The sequence below is a fragment of the Micromonospora sp. NPDC049275 genome (genome assembly GCF_043197115.1).
Taxonomy (GTDB): domain Bacteria; phylum Actinomycetota; class Actinomycetes; order Mycobacteriales; family Micromonosporaceae; genus Micromonospora.
This window is the reverse complement of the sequence record NZ_JBICSN010000010.1, coordinates 175,348-193,419: the sequence shown is the minus strand read 5'-3', so window position 1 is coordinate 193,419 and position 18,072 is coordinate 175,348. Positions and strand designations below refer to the sequence as shown.

The following is an 18,072-nucleotide window of genomic DNA, read 5'->3' as shown; positions in this document are numbered from 1 at the left end:
GCCAATGGTGTTCGATGACGCTGTCGCGATCGTGGGTATGTCCTGCCGCCTCCCCCAGGCGCCTACCCCCAAGGCGTTCTGGCGGTTGCTGCGCGACGGCGTGGACGCGATCACGGCTCCTCCGGGCGATCGGCGGGAATTGGCCGCGCCCGGCACCGGTGGTGCCGGGCGCGGCGGATTCCTCGATGCCGTAGCCGATTTCGACGCCGAGTTCTTCAACATCGCCCCCGACGAAGCCGCCATGATGGACCCGCAGCAGCGGCTCGTGCTGGAACTCTGCTGGGAGGCGCTCGAGGACGCCGGCATCGTCGCGTCCCGGCTGCGGGACACCGCCGCCGCCGTCTTCGTCGGTGTCATGAACGGCGACTACGCGAGTCTGGTCGGTGGCTCGGTGAACCGGCACACCCTCACCGGGCTGAGCCGTTCCCTACTGGCCAACCGGGTCTCCTATGTGCTGGGTCTGCGCGGTCCCAGCCTGACCGTCGACTCCGCCCAGTCGTCCTCGCTCACCGCCGTCCACCTGGCCTGCCAGAGCCTGCGGTCGGGCGAGTCCCAGCTGGCCGTGGTCGGCGGCGTCAACCTCAACCTCGTACCAGACAGCACCGTCACCGCCGACCGGTTCGGTGCGCTGTCGCCCGACGGACGGTGCTTCACCTTCGACGCCCGGGCGAACGGCTACGTGCGGGGCGAGGGCGGCGGAATGATCGTCCTCAAGCCGCTGGCGCGGGCCAGGGCCGACGGCGACCGGATCCGCTGCGTGATCCTCGGCAGCGCGGTCAACAACGACGGCGCCGGCAGCGGCCTCACCGTCCCGGACCGGCAGGCCCAGGCCGACGTCATCCAACTGGCCCACCGGCGGGCCGGGATCACCCCGGCCGACCTCGCGTTCGTCGAGCTGCACGGGACCGGCACCCGCGTCGGTGACCCGGTCGAGGCGCACGCGCTCGGCGACGCCGTGGGTGCCGGACGGACCACGCCGCTGCCGGTCGGCTCGGCCAAGACCAACGTGGGTCACCTGGAGGGTGCCGCCGGCATCGTCGGCCTGCTCAAGGCAGCGCTGGCCCTGGAACACCGCGAGCTGCCCGCCAGCCTGAACTACCGGACGCCGAACCCGTCGATCCCGTTCGACGAGCTCAACATCCGCGTCAACAGCGAGCGCACGCCGCTGACCAGCACTGGCCCGCTGGCCGCGGGCGTCAGCTCGTTCGGTGTCGGCGGCGCCAACTGCCACGTCGTCCTCGCTTCCGGTCCCCTCACCGACGACCCCGCGCCCCGGCCGACGGGCGTCACCGGTCCCCTGCCGACGCTGGTCTCCGGGCGCGGCGAGAAGGCCCTGCGGGCCCAGGCCGCCCGGCTCGGCGACCACCTGGCCCGCCTGGACCCGGCCGACCTGGCCGACGCCGCCTTCTCGGCCGCGACGACCCGGCAGACGTTCGAACACCGCGCGGTCGTGCTCGGCGACGACCCCGCCGGCGATCTCGCCCGATTCGCCCGCGGCGAGCCGGTCACCGAGGTCGTCGCCGGCCGGACGGGCACGGACCCGGCGGCGCCGGTGGCGTTCGTCTACTCCGGACAGGGCAGCCAGCAGCCCAGGATGGGACGGGAGCTGCACGCGACGTACCCGGTCTTCGCCGCCGCATTCGACGAGGTCCTCGGCCACTTCGACCCGAGCCTGCGGGCGGTGATGTTCGGCGACGACCCGGAACCGCTCGACCGGACCGCGGTCATCCAGCCGGCACTGTTCGCCTTCGAGGTGGCGCTCACCCGCCTGCTGGAGCACTGGGGCGTACGGCCGGGGGCGCTGATCGGGCATTCGATCGGCGAGATCACCGCGGCGCACATCGCCGGCGTGCTGTCCCTGCCGGACGCCTGCGCGCTCGTGTCGGCGCGGGGCGCGCTGATGGACGCGCTGCCCGCGGGTGGGGCGATGGTCGCGCTGGAGGCCGGCGAGGACGAGGTGCTGGCGGCCCTGGACGGCGTACAGGCGGGCATCGCGGCGATCAACGGGCCGCGGGCCGTGGTGATCTCAGGGGCCGACCCGGACGTCACCCGGATCGCGGCGGACTTCGCGAGCCGGGGCCGGCGGACCCGGCGCCTGCGGGTGAGCCACGCGTTCCACTCGCCCCTGATGGAGCCGATGCTGGCGGAGTTCCAGCAGGTAGCGGGCGGTCTCACCTACCACGCACCGGAAATCCCGATCGTCTCCAACCTCACCGGCACGCACGCGGACGCCGGGCAACTGTGCTCGGCCGAGCACTGGGTGCGGCACGTGCGGGAGGCGGTGCGCTTCGGCGCCGGCCTGAGCGCGCTGGCCGACACTGGCATCGCCACCTTCCTCGAGGTCGGACCGGATGCGGTGCTGACCGCCATGGGACCGGGCAACGTCCCGGGCGCGATGTTCCTGTCCACCCAGCGCGAGGGCCGGCCGGAACCGCGGACGCTGCTGCGCGCGGTGGCCGGGCTGCACGTTCACGGGCACGAGGTCGACTGGTCCGCGCTGTTCGCCGGGTCCGGGGCACGACGGGTGCCCCTGCCGACGTACGCCTTCCAGCGCACCCGCCACTGGCTCGGCTCGCGGCCCACCCCGGTCGCCGCCGTCACCGGGCAGCGGGACGTCCTCGCCGTCCTGCGTGGCGCCGCCGCGGTCGTGCTCGGCTACCCGGACCCGGCCGGCGTCGACGCCGACCGCCCGTTCAGCGACCTCGGGCTCGACTCGATCGGCGCGGCCGAACTGTGCACGCACATCAACGCCGGCCTCGGCACGTCGCTGTCCCCGATCGCTCTGTTCAACCACCCCGACCTACGGCGCCTCGCCGAGCATCTGCGGGACACCGGCGCCGAGCCGGTCGGCGTGGCGCCGGCAAGCCACGCCGGCGAGCCGATCGCCGTCGTCGGCATGGCCTGCCGCTATCCCGGCGGCGTCACCTCGCCGGACGACCTGTGGCACCTGGTCGCCGGCGCCGTCGACGCGATCGGCGAGTTTCCCGCCGACCGGGGCTGGAACCTCGACCGTCTCTACCACCCCGATCCCGCGCATCGCGGCACGTCCTACACCCGACACGGTGGGTTCCTGCGCGACGCGGCCCGGTTCGACCCGGCGTTCTTTGGCATCTCCCCCCGGGAGGCGCTCGCCATGGACCCCCAGCAGCGGTTGCTGCTGGAGACCTCGTGGGAGGCGATCGAACGGGCCGGGGTGAACCCGGCCACCCTGCGCGGCACCCGCACCGGGGTGTTCGCCGGTGTGATGGCGCAGGACTACGGCCCCCGCCTGCACGAGGCGTCCGGGGACGGCGAGGGCTACGCGCTCACCGGAAGATCGGTCAGCGTCGCATCCGGCCGGGTCGCCTACGCGCTGGGCCTGGAGGGTCCCGCCGTCACCGTCGACACGGCGTGTTCGTCGTCGCTGGTCGCGCTGCACTCGGCGATTCAGGCGCTGCGCTCCGGCGAGTGCGACCTGGCGCTGGCAGGCGGGGCAACTGTGATGGCCACGCCGGGCATGTTCATCGAGTTCTCCCGGCAGCGCGGCCTGTCCCCGGACGGCCGCTGCCGGTCATTCGCGGCGGGCGCCGACGGCACCGCGTGGGCCGAGGGCGCCGGCATGCTGCTGGTCGAGCGGCTCTCCGACGCCCAGCGTAACGGGCATCCGGTCCTGGCGGTGGTCCGTGGTTCGGCGATCAATCAGGACGGCGCGAGCAACGGCCTGACCGCGCCGAACGGCCCGTCCCAGGAACGGGTGATCCGGCAGGCGCTGGCCAATGCCGGCCTGTCCGCCGCCGACGTGGACGCGGTCGAGGCGCACGGCACCGGCACCAGCCTGGGCGATCCGATCGAGGCGGAGGCGCTGATCGCGACCTACGGCCGGGACCGGTCCGCCGACCGCCCGGTGTGGCTCGGCTCGCTGAAGTCGAACATCGGCCACAGTCAGGCCGCAGCGGGGGTCGGCGGGATCATCAAGATGGTCCAGGCAATGCGGTACGGCCAGCTCCCCCGCACCCTGCACGCCGATGAGCCGAGCCCGCACGTGCGGTGGGCGGCCGGCGGCGTCGAGCTGCTCACCGAGGCCCGCCCGTGGGCCACCGGCGAGCGTCCGCGCCGGGCTGGGATCTCGTCCTTCGGCATCAGCGGAACCAACGCGCACGTCATCGTGGAGGAGCCGCCACCCGCCCCGGCCCCGGTGTCGCCAAGGCACGCCCGGATCGTGCCGTGGGTGATCTCGGCGCACAACCCGACGGCCCTGCGCGGACAGACCGATCGGCTCCGGGCCTGGGTCACCGCGCATCCCGCGGCGGATCCGGTCGACGTGGGCGCGGCGCTGGCCGGCGGCCGTGCGCTGCTCGCACATCGGGCGGTGGTGCTCGGCGCCGATCTCGGCGAGCTCCAGCGCGCGCTGGACGCGGTGACGGCCGGCGCCGACAACCCGGCAGCCCTGCGTGGAAGCGGGAGCGGCGTCGGGGCCACCGGCCGGCTGGGGTTCCTGTTCTCGGGTCAGGGTAGTCAGCGACTCGGTATGGGCCGTGAGTTGGCTGCCGAGTTCCCGGTGTTCGCCGACGCTCTCGACGAGGTGCTGGAACGCCTGAACGTCCGGGACGTGATGTGGGGCTCGTCCGAGGAGGAGTTGCGCGAGACCGGTAGCGCGCAGCCGGCGTTGTTCGCGTTCGAGGTCGCGTTGTTCCGGTTGCTGACGTCGTTCGGTGTCGAGCCGGATGTGTTGGTGGGTCATTCGATCGGGGAGATCGCCGCCGCCCATGTGGCGGGTGTGTTGTCTCTGGACGACGCGTGCACGCTCATCGCCGCCCGGGCCGGGTTGATGCAGGCGTTGCCGGCGGGTGGGGCGATGCTCGCGGTCGCCGCGCCGGAGGCTGATGTGGTGCCGCTGCTCGATGAGCGGGTGGGTATCGCGGCGATCAACGGCCCGTCGGCGGTGGTGGTCTCCGGGGCTGAGGAGAGTGTGGCCCGGGTCGAGGCGGCGTTGGTCGGGGTGCGGACGCGCCGGTTGCGGGTCAGTCACGCGTTCCACTCGCCGTTGATGGAGCCGATGCTGGAGGAGTTCCGGCGGGTGGCTGAGGGTTTGACCTATCGGCAGCCGAGCATCGCGTTGGCCATGAGTGGTGACCCGACCGACCCGGGTTACTGGGTGGAGCACGTACGTCAGGCTGTTCGCTTCGCCGACAACGTGGCCGCCGCGAACGTCGACATCGCGGTGGAGATCGGACCCGACGGTGTTCTCAGCGGCCTGACCGATGCGATCCCGACGGCGCGCAAGGACCGCGACGAGGTGCGGACCTTCGTCGAGGCGCTCGGGCGGCTGCACGCCGGTGGCTTCGCCGTCGACTGGACCTCCTACCTCGGCGAACCGGCCGGGCACGTCGACCTGCCCACCTACGCGTTCCAGCACGAGTACTACTGGTCGAGCAGCACCGACCCGGCCGGGATCGAGACGTCGCCGACCACCCACCCGATCCTCGGCACCGCACTGCGACCGGCCGGCGGAACGGTGCTGCTCAGTGGTTCCGTGTCGGCGGCCGGCGCGCCCTGGCTCGGCGACGACCCGGCGTCGACGGTCGCGCTGTCCGGCGCCACGCTGGTCGAGCTCGCGCTGAGCGCCGGGGAACAGGCCGGCCTCAACCGGGTGGAGAACCTGACCCTGCACCGGCCGCTGGCCGCGGGGGCGCCGATCGACGTTCAGGTCACGGTCGGCCCCGAGGAGTCCGGGCACGCCCCGGTGGCGATCTACGCTCGCGGCCGGCACACCCCGGAGTGGACCTGCCACGCCACCGGCGTGCTCGGCGGAGACGCCCGACCGGTCCCCTCCGACCAGCCGGGCGGCGAGAGCATCGACGTCCCGGCGGTGTACGAACGGCTGGCGGCGCACGGCTTCCCGACCGGACCGATCGCTGCGGTCCTGCGGTCGGTCCGCCAGCGCGACGGCCACACCTACGTCGACGTGCGGCTTCCCGAGGGCGTGACCGGCGACGGCTTCGCCATGCACCCGCTGCTGCTGGACGCGATCCTGCACGCCCACCTCGCGGACGCCCCCGACCAGGGGCCGGGCCTGCGGCTGCCGCTCTCGTGGACCGGGGTCTCGGTGTTCGCGAGCGGGGCGACCCGGCTGCGGGCGCGAGTGTCACCGGCCGGCGACGACGTCTGGACGGTGAGCGTCACCGACCAGGCCGGCGCACCGGTCGCCGTCGTCGAGTCGGTCACGCTCGGCACCGTCTCCTGGGCCGAGGTCGCGCCGGCGGAACTGGCCACCGTCTTCGAGGTCGAGTGGCGGCCGCTGCCGGTCCCGTCGCCTTCCGCCGCAGACCTGGGCATCGCCGTGCTCGGTGGCGGACTCACCGTTCCCGGCGCGCGCCGTCACCAGGATCTGACCACCCTCGCCGGCGAGAGCCACGTGCTGTCGGCCGGCGGTGCGGAAACGGCCGAGGAGGCGCGCGACGCCGTCGCCCGGGTGCTGAAGCTGATCCAGGAGTGGGTGGACGGCGAGCGGTTCACCGATGCCCGGCTCGTCGTCGTCACTCGTGGCCTGCTCGGCGACACGGCCGGCACGGTGGCCGACGCAGCCGTGTGGGGCCTGGTACGTACCGCTCAGAGTGAGTTCCCCGACCGGATCGTGCTGCTGGACCTGGACGACGACGACCGATCGGCGGCCGGGGTCGCCGCCGCGCTCGCCACCGGCGAACCGCAGTTGGCCATCCGGGCCGGCGAGATCCTCGTCCCCCGGCTCGCCTCCGCGCCACCTCCGGCCGACGCCGGCTCATCCTGGCCGGCAGGCGGCACGGTGCTGGTCACCGGGGCCACCGGCACGCTCGGCACGCTGATCAGCCGGCACCTGGTCACCGGCCACGGCGTGCGGGACCTCGTGCTGGTGAGCCGCAGCGGACCGGACGCGCCCGGGGCCGCCGATCTGGCTGCGGAGCTGACCACGCTCGGCGCCCGGGTGCGGGTCACGGCCTGCGACGTCGCCGACCGCGACGCGCTGTCTGCCCTGATCGCCGACCTCGGCCCGGGGCTCGCTGCGGTGGTGCACGCCGCGGGTTCGCTCGACGACGGCATCATCCCCGCGCTGACGCCGGAACGGGTCGACACCGTCTGGCGCCCCAAGGCCGACCCGGCATGGCACCTGCACGAGCTCACCAGGGACCTCGACCTGCACGCGTTCGTGCTGTTCGGCTCGATCGCCGCCGTCCTCGGCAGCGCGGGCCAGGCGAACTACGCCGCCGCCAACGCCTTCCTCGACGGACTGGCCCGGCATCGGCGCGCCACCGGCCTGCCCGCCACCACCATGGCGTGGGGGCTGTGGGACGGCACGGCGGGCGGCATGGCCGGCGCCCTCGACACGACGGCGGTGGCCCGGTGGTCGCGGGCCGGCGTCGACCCGATCCCGCCCGAGCGGGGGCTGGCGATGTTCGACGCCGCGCTGGCCGGCGGCGCGGCCACCGTCGTGCCCGCCCTGCTCGGCGCCGGGCGGCTCGCCGGCGGCCCGGTTCCGCCGCTGCTTCGCGGCCTCGTCCGACACACCTCGGCCCGCCGCTCCGTCGGCGAGACGGTCACGCCGCTCGGTCAGCGGCTGGCCGGCCTGGACCGTGAACAACAGGACGCCACTCTGCTCGATCTCGTGCGCGGGCAGGCCGCCCTCGTGCTCGGGCACGCCGATCCCGGCACCCTCACCGACGGACAGGCCTTCAAGGACGCCGGGTTCGATTCGCTGACCGCAGTCGAGCTGCGCAATCGGCTGAACGCCGCGACCGGTCTCCGGCTGCCCGCCACCCTGCTGTACGACTACCCCACCGCCACATCGCTCGCCGGCTTCCTGCGCGGCGAGCTGCTCAGCGCCGCCGCCGCCACGACGGCCGGGGCCCGGACCACGGTCGCCGCCGACGAGCCGATCGCGATCGTGGGCATGGCCTGCCGCTATCCCGGCGGCGTGACCTCTCCCGAGGACCTGTGGCGGCTGGTCGCCTCCGGCGCCGACGTGATCGGTGAGTTCCCTGCGGATCGGGGCTGGGACCTCGACCGGCTGTACGACCCGGACCCCGGCCGCAAGGGCACCGCCTACACCCGGCACGGCGGCTTCCTCTACGACGCCGGCGACTTCGACGCCGCGTTCTTCGGCATCTCGCCCCGCGAGGCGCTGGCGATGGACCCGCAGCAGCGGCTGCTGCTGGAGACGTCGTGGGAGGCCCTCGAACACGGCGGCATCGACCCGGCGTCCCTGCACGGCAGCAGCACCGGCGTCTTCGCGGGCCTGGCGCCCCAGGACTACGGGCCGCGCCGGCACGAAGCGCCGGCCGAGATCGAGGGCTACCTGCTGACCGGTGGCTCGGCGAGCATCTCGTCTGGGCGGGTGGCGTACTCGTTCGGCTTCGAGGGTCCGGCGGTCACTGTGGACACGGCGTGTTCGTCGTCGTTGGTGGCTCTGCACCTGGCGGTGCAGTCATTGCGCTCGGGTGAGTGTGACCTGGCCCTGGCCGGCGGGGCGATGGTCATGGCGACGCCGGGCACGTTCGTGGAGTTCTCCCGTCAGCGTGGTCTCTCGCCGGACGGTCGGTGCAAGGCGTTCGCGGACTCGGCCGACGGCACCGGCTGGGGTGAGGGTGTTGGTGTGCTGCTGGTGGAGCGGCTCTCCGACGCGCGGCGCAACAACCACCAGATCCTTGCGGTGGTACGGGGTTCCGCGGTCAACCAGGACGGCGCGTCCAACGGGTTGACCGCCCCGAACGGCCCGTCGCAGCAACGGGTGATCCGCCAGGCCCTGGCCAACTCGGGAGTGAACGCGGCCGACGTCGACGTGGTGGAGGCGCACGGTACCGGTACGACGTTGGGTGATCCGATCGAGGCGCAGGCCCTGATCGCGACCTACGGTCAGGACCGGGAACGCCCCCTGTTCTTGGGTTCGATCAAGTCGAACCTCGGGCACACGCAGGCGGCGGCGGGTGTCGCCGGTGTGATCAAGATGGTCATGGCGATGCGGCACGGGGTCCTCCCGAAGACGCTGCACGTGGACGAGCCGTCCCGGCACGTGGACTGGTCGGCCGGTGCCGTGGAGCTGCTGACCGAGCCGCGGGAGTGGACCGGCGACGGACGACCGCGACGGGCCGGCATCTCCTCGTTCGGGTTCTCCGGCACCAACGCGCACGTCATCATCGAGCAGGGCGAGCCCGGTCCGGGCCCGATCCAGAGGCAGCGCGAACCTGCTGTCGTGCCATGGCTGGTGTCCGCGCGCACTGAGGAGGGGTTGCGAGCACAGGCCGCGAAGCTTCTGTCGCATGTGGATGAGAGGGCCGATCCGGTGATGGTCGGCGCGGCCCTGCTGACCCGCACGCGCCACGCGCACCGGGCGACGGTGGTCGGCTCGTCGCGGGACGAGCTGACGGCCGGGCTGCGCTCGCTTGCCGCCGGTCAGGCGGCGGCCGGCGTGCACGTCGGCAGCGGCGCGGCCGGCCGGCTGGGGTTCCTGTTCTCGGGTCAGGGTAGCCACCGACTCGGTATGGGCCGTGAGTTGGCTGCCGAGTTCCCGGTGTTCGCCGACGCCCTCGACGAGGTGTTGCAACGTCTCGATGTGCGGGAGGTGATGTGGGGCTCGTCGGAGGAGGAGCTGCGCGAGACCGGTAACGCGCAGCCCGCGTTGTTCGCCTTCGAGGTGGCCCTCTATCGGCTGCTCACCTCGCTCGGAGTCGAGCCGGACGTCCTGGTCGGTCATTCGATCGGGGAGATCGCCGCCGCCCATGTGGCGGGGGTGTTGTCTCTGGACGACGCGTGCACGCTCATCGCCGCCCGGGCCGGGTTGATGCAGGCGTTGCCGGCGGGTGGGGCGATGCTCGCGGTCGCCGCGCCGGAGGCTGATGTGGTGCCGCTGCTCGATGACCGGGTGGGTATCGCGGCGATCAACGGCCCGTCGGCGGTCGTGGTCTCCGGGGCTGAGGAGAGTGTGGCCCGGGTCGAGGCGTCGTTGGTCGGGGTGCGGACGCGCCGGTTGCGGGTCAGTCACGCGTTCCACTCGCCGTTGATGGAGCCGATGCTGGACGAGTTCCGGCAGGTGGCCGAGGGGCTCACCTACCGGCAGCCGAGCATCGCGCTGGCCATGAGTGGTGACCCGACCGACCCGGGTTACTGGGTGGAGCACGTACGTCAGGCTGTTCGCTTCGCCGACAACGTGGCCGCCGCGAACGTCGACATCGCGGTGGAGATCGGCCCCGACGGTGTCCTCAGCGGCCTGACCGATGCGATCCCGACGGCCCGCAGGGACCGCGACGAGGTGGTGTCGTTCGTCGAGGCGCTCGCCCGCCTGCACGTCGCGGGCGTCGCCGTGGACTGGACCTCCTACCTCGGCGAACCGGCCGGGTCGATCGAGCTGCCCACCTACGCGTTCCAGCGCGAGCGCTACTGGCTGGAGGCGGGAAAGGCCGGAGCAGACGGGCTGGGATCGCTCGACCACCCGTTCCTGACCGGCGCGACCGACATTCCCGGCACCGGCGCGCTTCTGCTCACCGGCCGGCTGTCCCTGGCCACGCACCCCTGGCTCGCCGACCACGACGTACTCGGCGCGGTGATCCTACCGGGCACCGCATTCGCCGAGCTGGCGTTGCGCGCGGCCGAGCACGCCGGACAGGCCGGCCTGACCGAGCTGACCCTGGAGAGCCCGCTCGTTCTCGCCCCCGGCCGCACCACTCAACTGCGCGTCCTGCTGGACGCGGCCGGGGACGGCGGCGAACGGGCCGTGCGGATCTACGCCCGCGACGACGACGGCGCGCCCTGGACCCGGCACGCGAGCGCCACCGCGGGCGCGCCCGCCGACATGCCCGGCGCACCGCTCACCGAGTGGCCACCGGCCGGGGCGACGCCGGTAGACCTGCTCGACCCGTACGCCGACATGCTCCTCCGGGGTTATGCCTACGGCCCGGCTTTCCAGGGTCTGCGGGCCCTGTGGCGGTCCGGCGCCGACCTGTACGCCGAGATCGAGGCCCCCGAGGCCGACGCCGCCCGCTTCGGCGTGCACCCGGCGCTGCTCGACGCCGCCCTGCACCCGGTCACGCTGGCCCTTTTCGACCGGCCCGGCGACGACCGGTCGCTGCTGCCGTTCACCTGGTCGGGCGTCCGGCTGCACGCCGCCGGTGCCGCCGCGCTGCGGGTGCGGTTGGCACCGATCGGGCCGGACGAGGTCGCCGTCACGGTCAGCGACGCGGCCGGGACGCCGGTGCTGACGGTCGAGTCGCTGACCCTCCGGCCCGCGTCCGCCGGCCAGCTCCGGCCCGAGAAGCCGATGTACACCGTGGAGTGGCCGGAAACGCCCCTGCCGCCGGCGGGTGGTCCTTCCCCGATGTTCGAGATCGGCACGTCCGGCCCCGCGGCGGATGCGCTGTGGCGGGCGCTGGACGCCGGCGAGGACGTGCCCGAGGTCGTGCTCGCCGCCCACACCGTCGCGCCCGCCGCCGACGTGGCCGTGGCCGCCCGCGCCGGCACTCGGGACCTTCTCGCTCTGGTGCAGCGTTGGCTCGCCGACGGCCGCCTGACCCGATCGCGCCTCGTCGTCGTGACCACCGGCGCGGTCGGCCTGCCGGGTGAGATGGCCGACCTGCCGGCCGCGCCCGCCTGGGGTCTGATCCGGTCGGCCCAGACCGAGCATCCCGACTGTTTCACCCTGATCGACACCGACGGCACGGAGGAGTCGGCGAACGCCGTCCCCGCGGCGCTCGCCTCCGGGGAACCGCAACTGGCCCTGCGTGGCGGCACGGCCCGGGTTCCGCGGCTCACCGCTGCGCCCCGGCTGGACGGTGCCGCCTCGAAGCGGTGGCGGCCCGGCGGCACTGTGCTGCTCACCGGCGGCACCGGGGCGCTGGGACGGCTGATCGCCCGCCGGCTCGTGACCGAGCACGGGGTAGGGCGGCTGGTCGTCGCCTCCCGCCGCGGCGTCGCCGAGCAGATGCGGGAGGAGCTGGCCGGCCTCGGGGCCGAGGTCTCGTTCGTCGCGGCCGATCTCGCCGACCGTGCCCAGGTCGCCGCGCTGATCGACGGGATCCCGCGGCTGAGCGGCGTGGTGCATCTCGCCGGGGCGGTGGCGGACGGCGCGGTCACCGCCCTGCGCGCCGGGCAGGTCGACGAGGTGTTCGCGCCCAAGGTGGACGCGGCCTGGCATCTGCACAAGCTAACCGAGGGCCACGACCTCGACTTCTTCGTGCTCTGCTCGTCCGTCGCGGGCGTGGCTGGAAGCGCCGGCCAGGCCAACTACGCTGCGGCCAACGTGTTCCTGGACGCGCTCGCCGCCAACCGGCGCGTCCGGTCGCTGCCGGCCACGTCGCTGGCCTGGGGCCTGTGGCAGCTCGACGGCGGGATGTCCGGCGCCATCGGGCGGGCCGACGTCGACCGGCTGCGCCGCACCGGGATCAGCCCGATGCCTGTGGACGAGGGCATGGCGCTGTTCGCCACCGCACTCGCGCTCGACCGGCCGCTGGCCGTGCCGGCCCGGCTCGATCTGGCCGAGCTGCGCCGTCACGACGAGATTCCGGCTGTGTTCCGGGGACTGGTCCGCGCGCCGGCGCGCCGGGTCGCGCCGGCCGGGAAGCCGAGCGGTCTGCCCGAGCTGCTGGACCTGATCCGTGCCGGTGCGGCGACCGTGCTCGGCCACACCGGCGCCATCGACGCCGACCTGGCGTTCTCGGACCTGGGCTTCGACTCGCTGAGCTCGGTCGAGTTGCGAAACCGGATCAGCGCGGCCACCGGGCTGAAGCTCGCGAGCACGCTGCTGTTCAACCACCCCACGCCGCGCGACCTCGCCGCGCACCTGCACGAGCGGCTTACCGGCGCGACGACAGCGGCCGGCCGGGGGGCGACGGTCGTACGCGACCCCGGCGAGCCGATCGCGATCGTCGCCATGGCCTGCCGTTACCCCGGCGGGATCAGCACCCCCGAGGACCTCTGGCGGGTGCTCACCGAGGAGCGGAACACCGCCAGCACCTTCCCCGCCAACCGCGGCTGGGACCTCGACAACCTCTATCACCCGGACCCCGGCCACGCCGGCACCAGTTACACCCGGCACGGCGGCTTCCTGCACGACGCCGACCAGTTCGACCCGGCCGTGTTCGGCATCTCGCCGCGCGAGGCCACCGCCATGGACCCGCAGCAGCGCCTGCTGCTGGAGATCAGCTGGGAAACCCTGGAGCGGGCCGGACTCGACCCGGGCGGACTGCGCGGCACCAGCACCGGCGTCTACACCGGCGTGATGTACCACGATTACGGCGGCCGGCTGGCGCAGGCGCCCGACGGCTACGAGGGCTACGTCATCAACGGAAGCGCGGGCAGCGTGGCGTCGGGGCGTATCGCGTACACGTTCGGCTTCGAGGGCCCCGCGGTCACGGTGGACACGGCCTGCTCGTCGTCGCTTGTCGCACTGCACTCGGCGATCCAGGCGCTGCGCTCCGGTGAGTGCGACCTCGCCCTGGCCGGCGGCGTGACGGTGCTGGCCACGCCGAACGTCTTTGTCGAGTTCTCCCGTCAGCGCGGGCTCGCGCCGGACGGACGGTGCAAGTCGTTCGCCCGGGACGCCGACGGCACCGCCTGGGGCGAGGGGGCGGGCATGCTGCTGGTTGAGCGGCTCTCCGACGCCCGGCGCCTCGGCCACCCGGTGCTCGCCGTGGTGCGCGGCAGCGCCGTCAACCAGGACGGCGCCAGCAATGGCCTCACCGCACCCAGCGGTCCCGCCCAGGAACGGGTGATCCGCCGGGCGCTGGCCGGGGCCGGGCTGTCCGCCCCCGACATCGACGTGGTCGAGGCGCACGGCACCGGCACCACCCTGGGCGACCCGATCGAGGCGCAGGCGCTCATTGCGACCTACGGTCAGGACCGGCCCGACGATCGTCCGCTGTGGCTCGGGTCGCTCAAGTCCAACATCGGCCACACCCAGGCCGCGGCCGGAGTCGGCGGCATCATCAAGATGGTCCTGGCGATGCGGCATCAGGTGCTGCCCCGCACCCTCGGGGCCGACGAGCCGACACCGCACGTGGACTGGGCGGCGGGCGCGGTGTCACTGCTGACCGCGGCCCGGCCGTGGGAGTCCCCCGGCCGCCCGCGCCGGGCCGGGATCTCGTCCTTCGGAGTCAGCGGGACCAACGCGCACGTCATCCTCGAGGAGCCGCCCGCCGCATCCGAGCCGACCACCCCCGACGCGCCTCCCCGGCTGGTGCCGGTCCCGGTCTCGGGGAAGACCCCGGAAGCGCTCCAGGCGCAGGCCGCCAGGCTGATCGCATGGCTAGGCGACGGCGACGGGGTGGACGTGGCCGCCGCCGGCCGCGCTCTCGCGACCGGCCGAGCCCACCTCGATCACCGCGCGCTGGTGGTCTGCGCGGACACCGCCGAGCTCGTTGCCGGGTTACGTGTCGTGACCACTGGATCGGCGCCGGCGACGCGGCCGGTGGGCCGGATGGCGTTCCTGTTCGCCGGTCAGGGTAGTCAGCGGCTCGGTATGGGCCGTGAGTTGGCTGCCGAGTTCCCGGTGTTCGCCGATGCTCTCGACGAGGTGTTGCAACGTCTCGATGTGCGGGAGGTGATGTGGGGTTCGTCGGAGGAGGAGCTGCGCGAGACCGGTAACGCGCAGCCGGCGTTGTTCGCCTTCGAGGTGGCCCTCTATCGGCTGCTCACCTCGCTCGGAGTCGAGCCGGACGTCCTGGTCGGTCATTCGATCGGGGAGATCGCGGCCGCCCATGTGGCGGGGGTGTTGTCTCTGGACGACGCGTGCACGCTCATCGCCGCCCGGGCCGGGTTGATGCAGGCGTTGCCGGCGGGTGGGGCGATGCTCGCGGTCGCCGCGCCGGAGGCTGATGTGGTGCCGCTGCTCGACGAGCGGGTGGGTATCGCGGCGATCAACGGCCCGTCGGCGGTGGTGGTCTCCGGGGCTGAGGAGAGTGTGGCCCGGGTCGAGGCGTCGTTGGTCGGGGTGCGGACGCGCCGGTTGCGGGTCAGTCACGCGTTCCACTCGCCGTTGATGGAGCCGATGCTGGACGAGTTCCGGCAGGTGGCCGAGGGGCTCACCTACCGGCAGCCGAGTATCGCGTTGGCCATGAGTGGTGACCCGACCGATCCGGGTTACTGGGTGGAGCACGTCCGGCAGGCTGTTCGGTTTGCCGACAACGTGGCCGCCGCCGGTGCGGACATCGCGGTGGAGATCGGCCCCGACGGGGTCCTCAGCGGCCTGACCGAGGCGATCCCCACCGCCCGCAAGGACCGCGACGAGGTGCGGGTGTTCCTCGAAGCGCTCGGGCGGCTGCACGTCGCGGGCGTCGCCGTCGACTGGACCCGGCACCTGGGACGACCGGCGGCGCACGTCGACCTGCCCACCTACGCGTTCCAGCGCGAGCGCTACTGGCTCGACGCTCCCGGCCCGGCCGGCGACGTCACCGGCGCCGGGCTGGAGGTCGTCGACCACCCGCTGCTCAGCGCGGTGATGCCGGCCCCGGACTCGGACGCGGTCACCCTCACCGGTCGCCTCTCGGTGGCCGCCACTCCGTGGCTCGCCGACCACGTCGTCGACGGGGCCGTGGTGGTTCCGGGCGCGGCGCTGGTCGAGATGGCGATCCGGGCCTCGGACGAGGCCGGCGCCGGCGCGGTCGAGGAACTGACCCTGCTGGCGCCGCTGGTGCTGCCGGCAGACGGGTCGGCGCGGGTGCAGGTCACCGTGGCGGCGCCGGACGAAACGGGACGACGCCGGGTGGCTGTCCATTCGCGGGCCGGGAACGGCCCGTGGACGGTTCATGCCGCCGGGATCCTCGCCGACGACTCCCCCGCCCCGGAGTTCGACCTCGGCCCGTGGCCGCCCGCGGGAGCGGAGCCGGTCGACGCCGACGGCCTGTACGACCGGCTGGCGGCGAGCGGCATCGAGTACGGCCCGACCTTCACCACGCTGCGGGCGGTCTGGCGAGCCGGGGACGCCGTGCTGGCCGAGCTCGAACTGCCGGAGCCGGCGCGGGCCGACGCCGCCCGGTTCGGCCTGCATCCCGCGCTGCTGGACGGCACGCTGCACGCGATCGCCGCCGGCGGGCTGCTCGAGGAAGCGGCGGGCGGGCGGCCGTACCTGCCGTTCTCGTGGCAGCGGACGACCCTGCACGCCGCCGGCGCCACCCGCATCCGGGTGCGGATCACCAGGTCGGACAGCGGTTTCACGCTGTCGATCGCGGACCCCGCGGGTGCACCGGTGGCCCGGGTCGGCGCCGTGTCGCTGCGCGCGGCGGCGACCGCCCCGGCACCCGCTCCCGGCGACGGGCTGTTCCAGGTGGACTGGGTGCCGGCGGCGCCCGGGGAGCCCACCGGCGATCTGGCCGTCATCGGCACCGCGTTGCCCGGCGTGGCGGCACCCCGGCATCCCGATCTGGCCGGCCTCGGCTCGCGGGTGCCCGCCCAGGTGCTGGTCGCGGCCCCGGAGCGGGGTCTCGCCGATCTGCCGCGAAGCCTGGCAGAGGTCACCGACGGCTTGCTGGGGGTCATGCGGCAGTGGCTCGCCGACGACCGGTTCGCCGGGTCCCGGCTGGTGATCGTCACGCGTTCGGCCGTCGCCACCGAACCGGCGCACGACGTGGACCCGTGCCACGCCGCCGTCTGGGGCCTGGTGCGGGCGGCGCAGGCCGAGCATCCCGGCCGGTTCGTGCTGCTCGACGTGGACGGCGAGGTGGACGGGGCCACCGTCGACGCGGCGCTGTCGTCGGGGGAGCCGCAGCTGGCGCTCCGTTCCGGCGCGGTGCGGGTGCCCCGGCTGGCCCGGGCCACGGTGAACCGGGCGGAGCCAGCCGCCTTCGGCGACGGGACCGTCCTGATCACCGGCGGCACCGGCGGTCTCGGCCGGATCATCGCGCGCTCGCTGGTGGCCGACCACGGAGTCCGCGATCTGCTGCTGGTCAGCCGCAGCGGGCCGGATGCGGCGGGCGCGTCCGACCTGGTCGCGGAACTGACCGCGCACGGCGCGCGGGTGCGGGTGGCGGCCTGCGACGCCGGGGAGCGCGAGCCTCTCGCAGCCCTGATCGACGCGGTTCCGGCACTGACCGCCGTGGTGCACACGGCCGGTGTGCTCGACGACGGCGTAATCGCCTCGATGACCCCGGAGAAGATGAGCACCGTCCTGCGGGCCAAGGCGGTGGCCGCCTGGCATCTGCACGAGCTGACCCGCAACCGGGACCTGGCCGCGTTCGTGCTGTTCTCCTCGACCTCGGGCATCCTCGGCGGCGCCGGGCAGGCCAACTACGGCGCCGCCAACGCGTTCTTGGACGCTCTCGCCCAGCACCGCGGCGCTCGCGGGCTCCCGGCCGTCTCGGTGGCCTGGGGTCTGTGGGCGGCCGGCGGCATGGCGTCCGGCCTCGGCGAGACGGGCGTGGCGCGACTGGCCCGCACCGGCATCGCGCCACTGTCCGAGCGGGACGGGCTGGAGTTGTTCCTCGCGTCGCTGTCGGCGGGCCGTCCGCAGGTGGTGGCCGCCCGGCTCCTGCTGGACCGGCCGGTCGAGGGCGCCTCTGCGCTGCTGCGGGGCCTGGTCCGCCAGCCCGCCCGGCGCGTCGCGAAGAGCACCGTCAGCTCGGACGACCTGCACGACCGGCTGGCCACGCAATCACCGGAGGAGCGGCGGGAGACGGTTGTCGACCTGATCCGCACCCATGCCGCGGCGGCTCTCGGCCATCCGGACCGGCGCTCGATCGCCGCCGGTCGGGCGTTCTCCGAGCTCGGCTTCGACTCGCTGACCGCGATCGAACTGCGGAACCGGCTCAACGCCCCGCTGGGCGTCCGGCTCCCGGCCACGCTCATCTTCGACTACCCGACTCCCGCCGCGCTGGCCGCTCACGCGCTGACGCTGCTGTTCCCCGAGACGGACACCGGCGAGGTGGCCGACGAGGCGCAGGTGCGCCGGCTGCTGGCGACAGTTCCGCTGCGCCGGCTTGCGGACGCCGGCCTGCTGGACGCGATCCGCCAGCTCGCCCCGGGGCCGGACGACACCGGGGAGCCGGCCCGCGACGAGGCGCACGACATCGACGAGATGGACGTCGACAACCTCATCCAGCTCGCCCTCGACGGCGGTTCCTGACCCGACAACCGAAAGTG

General features: G+C 73.9%; 1 protein-coding gene. It reads left to right on the top strand.

Annotated elements, in window-relative coordinates; translation table 11 throughout:
• Positions 1–4 precede the first annotated feature (4 nt).
• Positions 5–18,055, top strand: a complete 18,051-nt coding sequence (locus tag ACGFIE_RS25540) for an SDR family NAD(P)-dependent oxidoreductase (protein WP_393298949.1) — start codon at positions 5–7, stop codon at positions 18,053–18,055.
• Positions 18,056–18,072: the final 17 nt, after the last annotated feature.

Excerpts from the sequence above, each read along its gene's own strand:
- ACGFIE_RS25540 (WP_393298949.1), top strand. The coding sequence starts at position 5 with ATGGTGTTCGATGACGCTGTCGCGATCGTGGGTATGTCCTGCCGCCTC.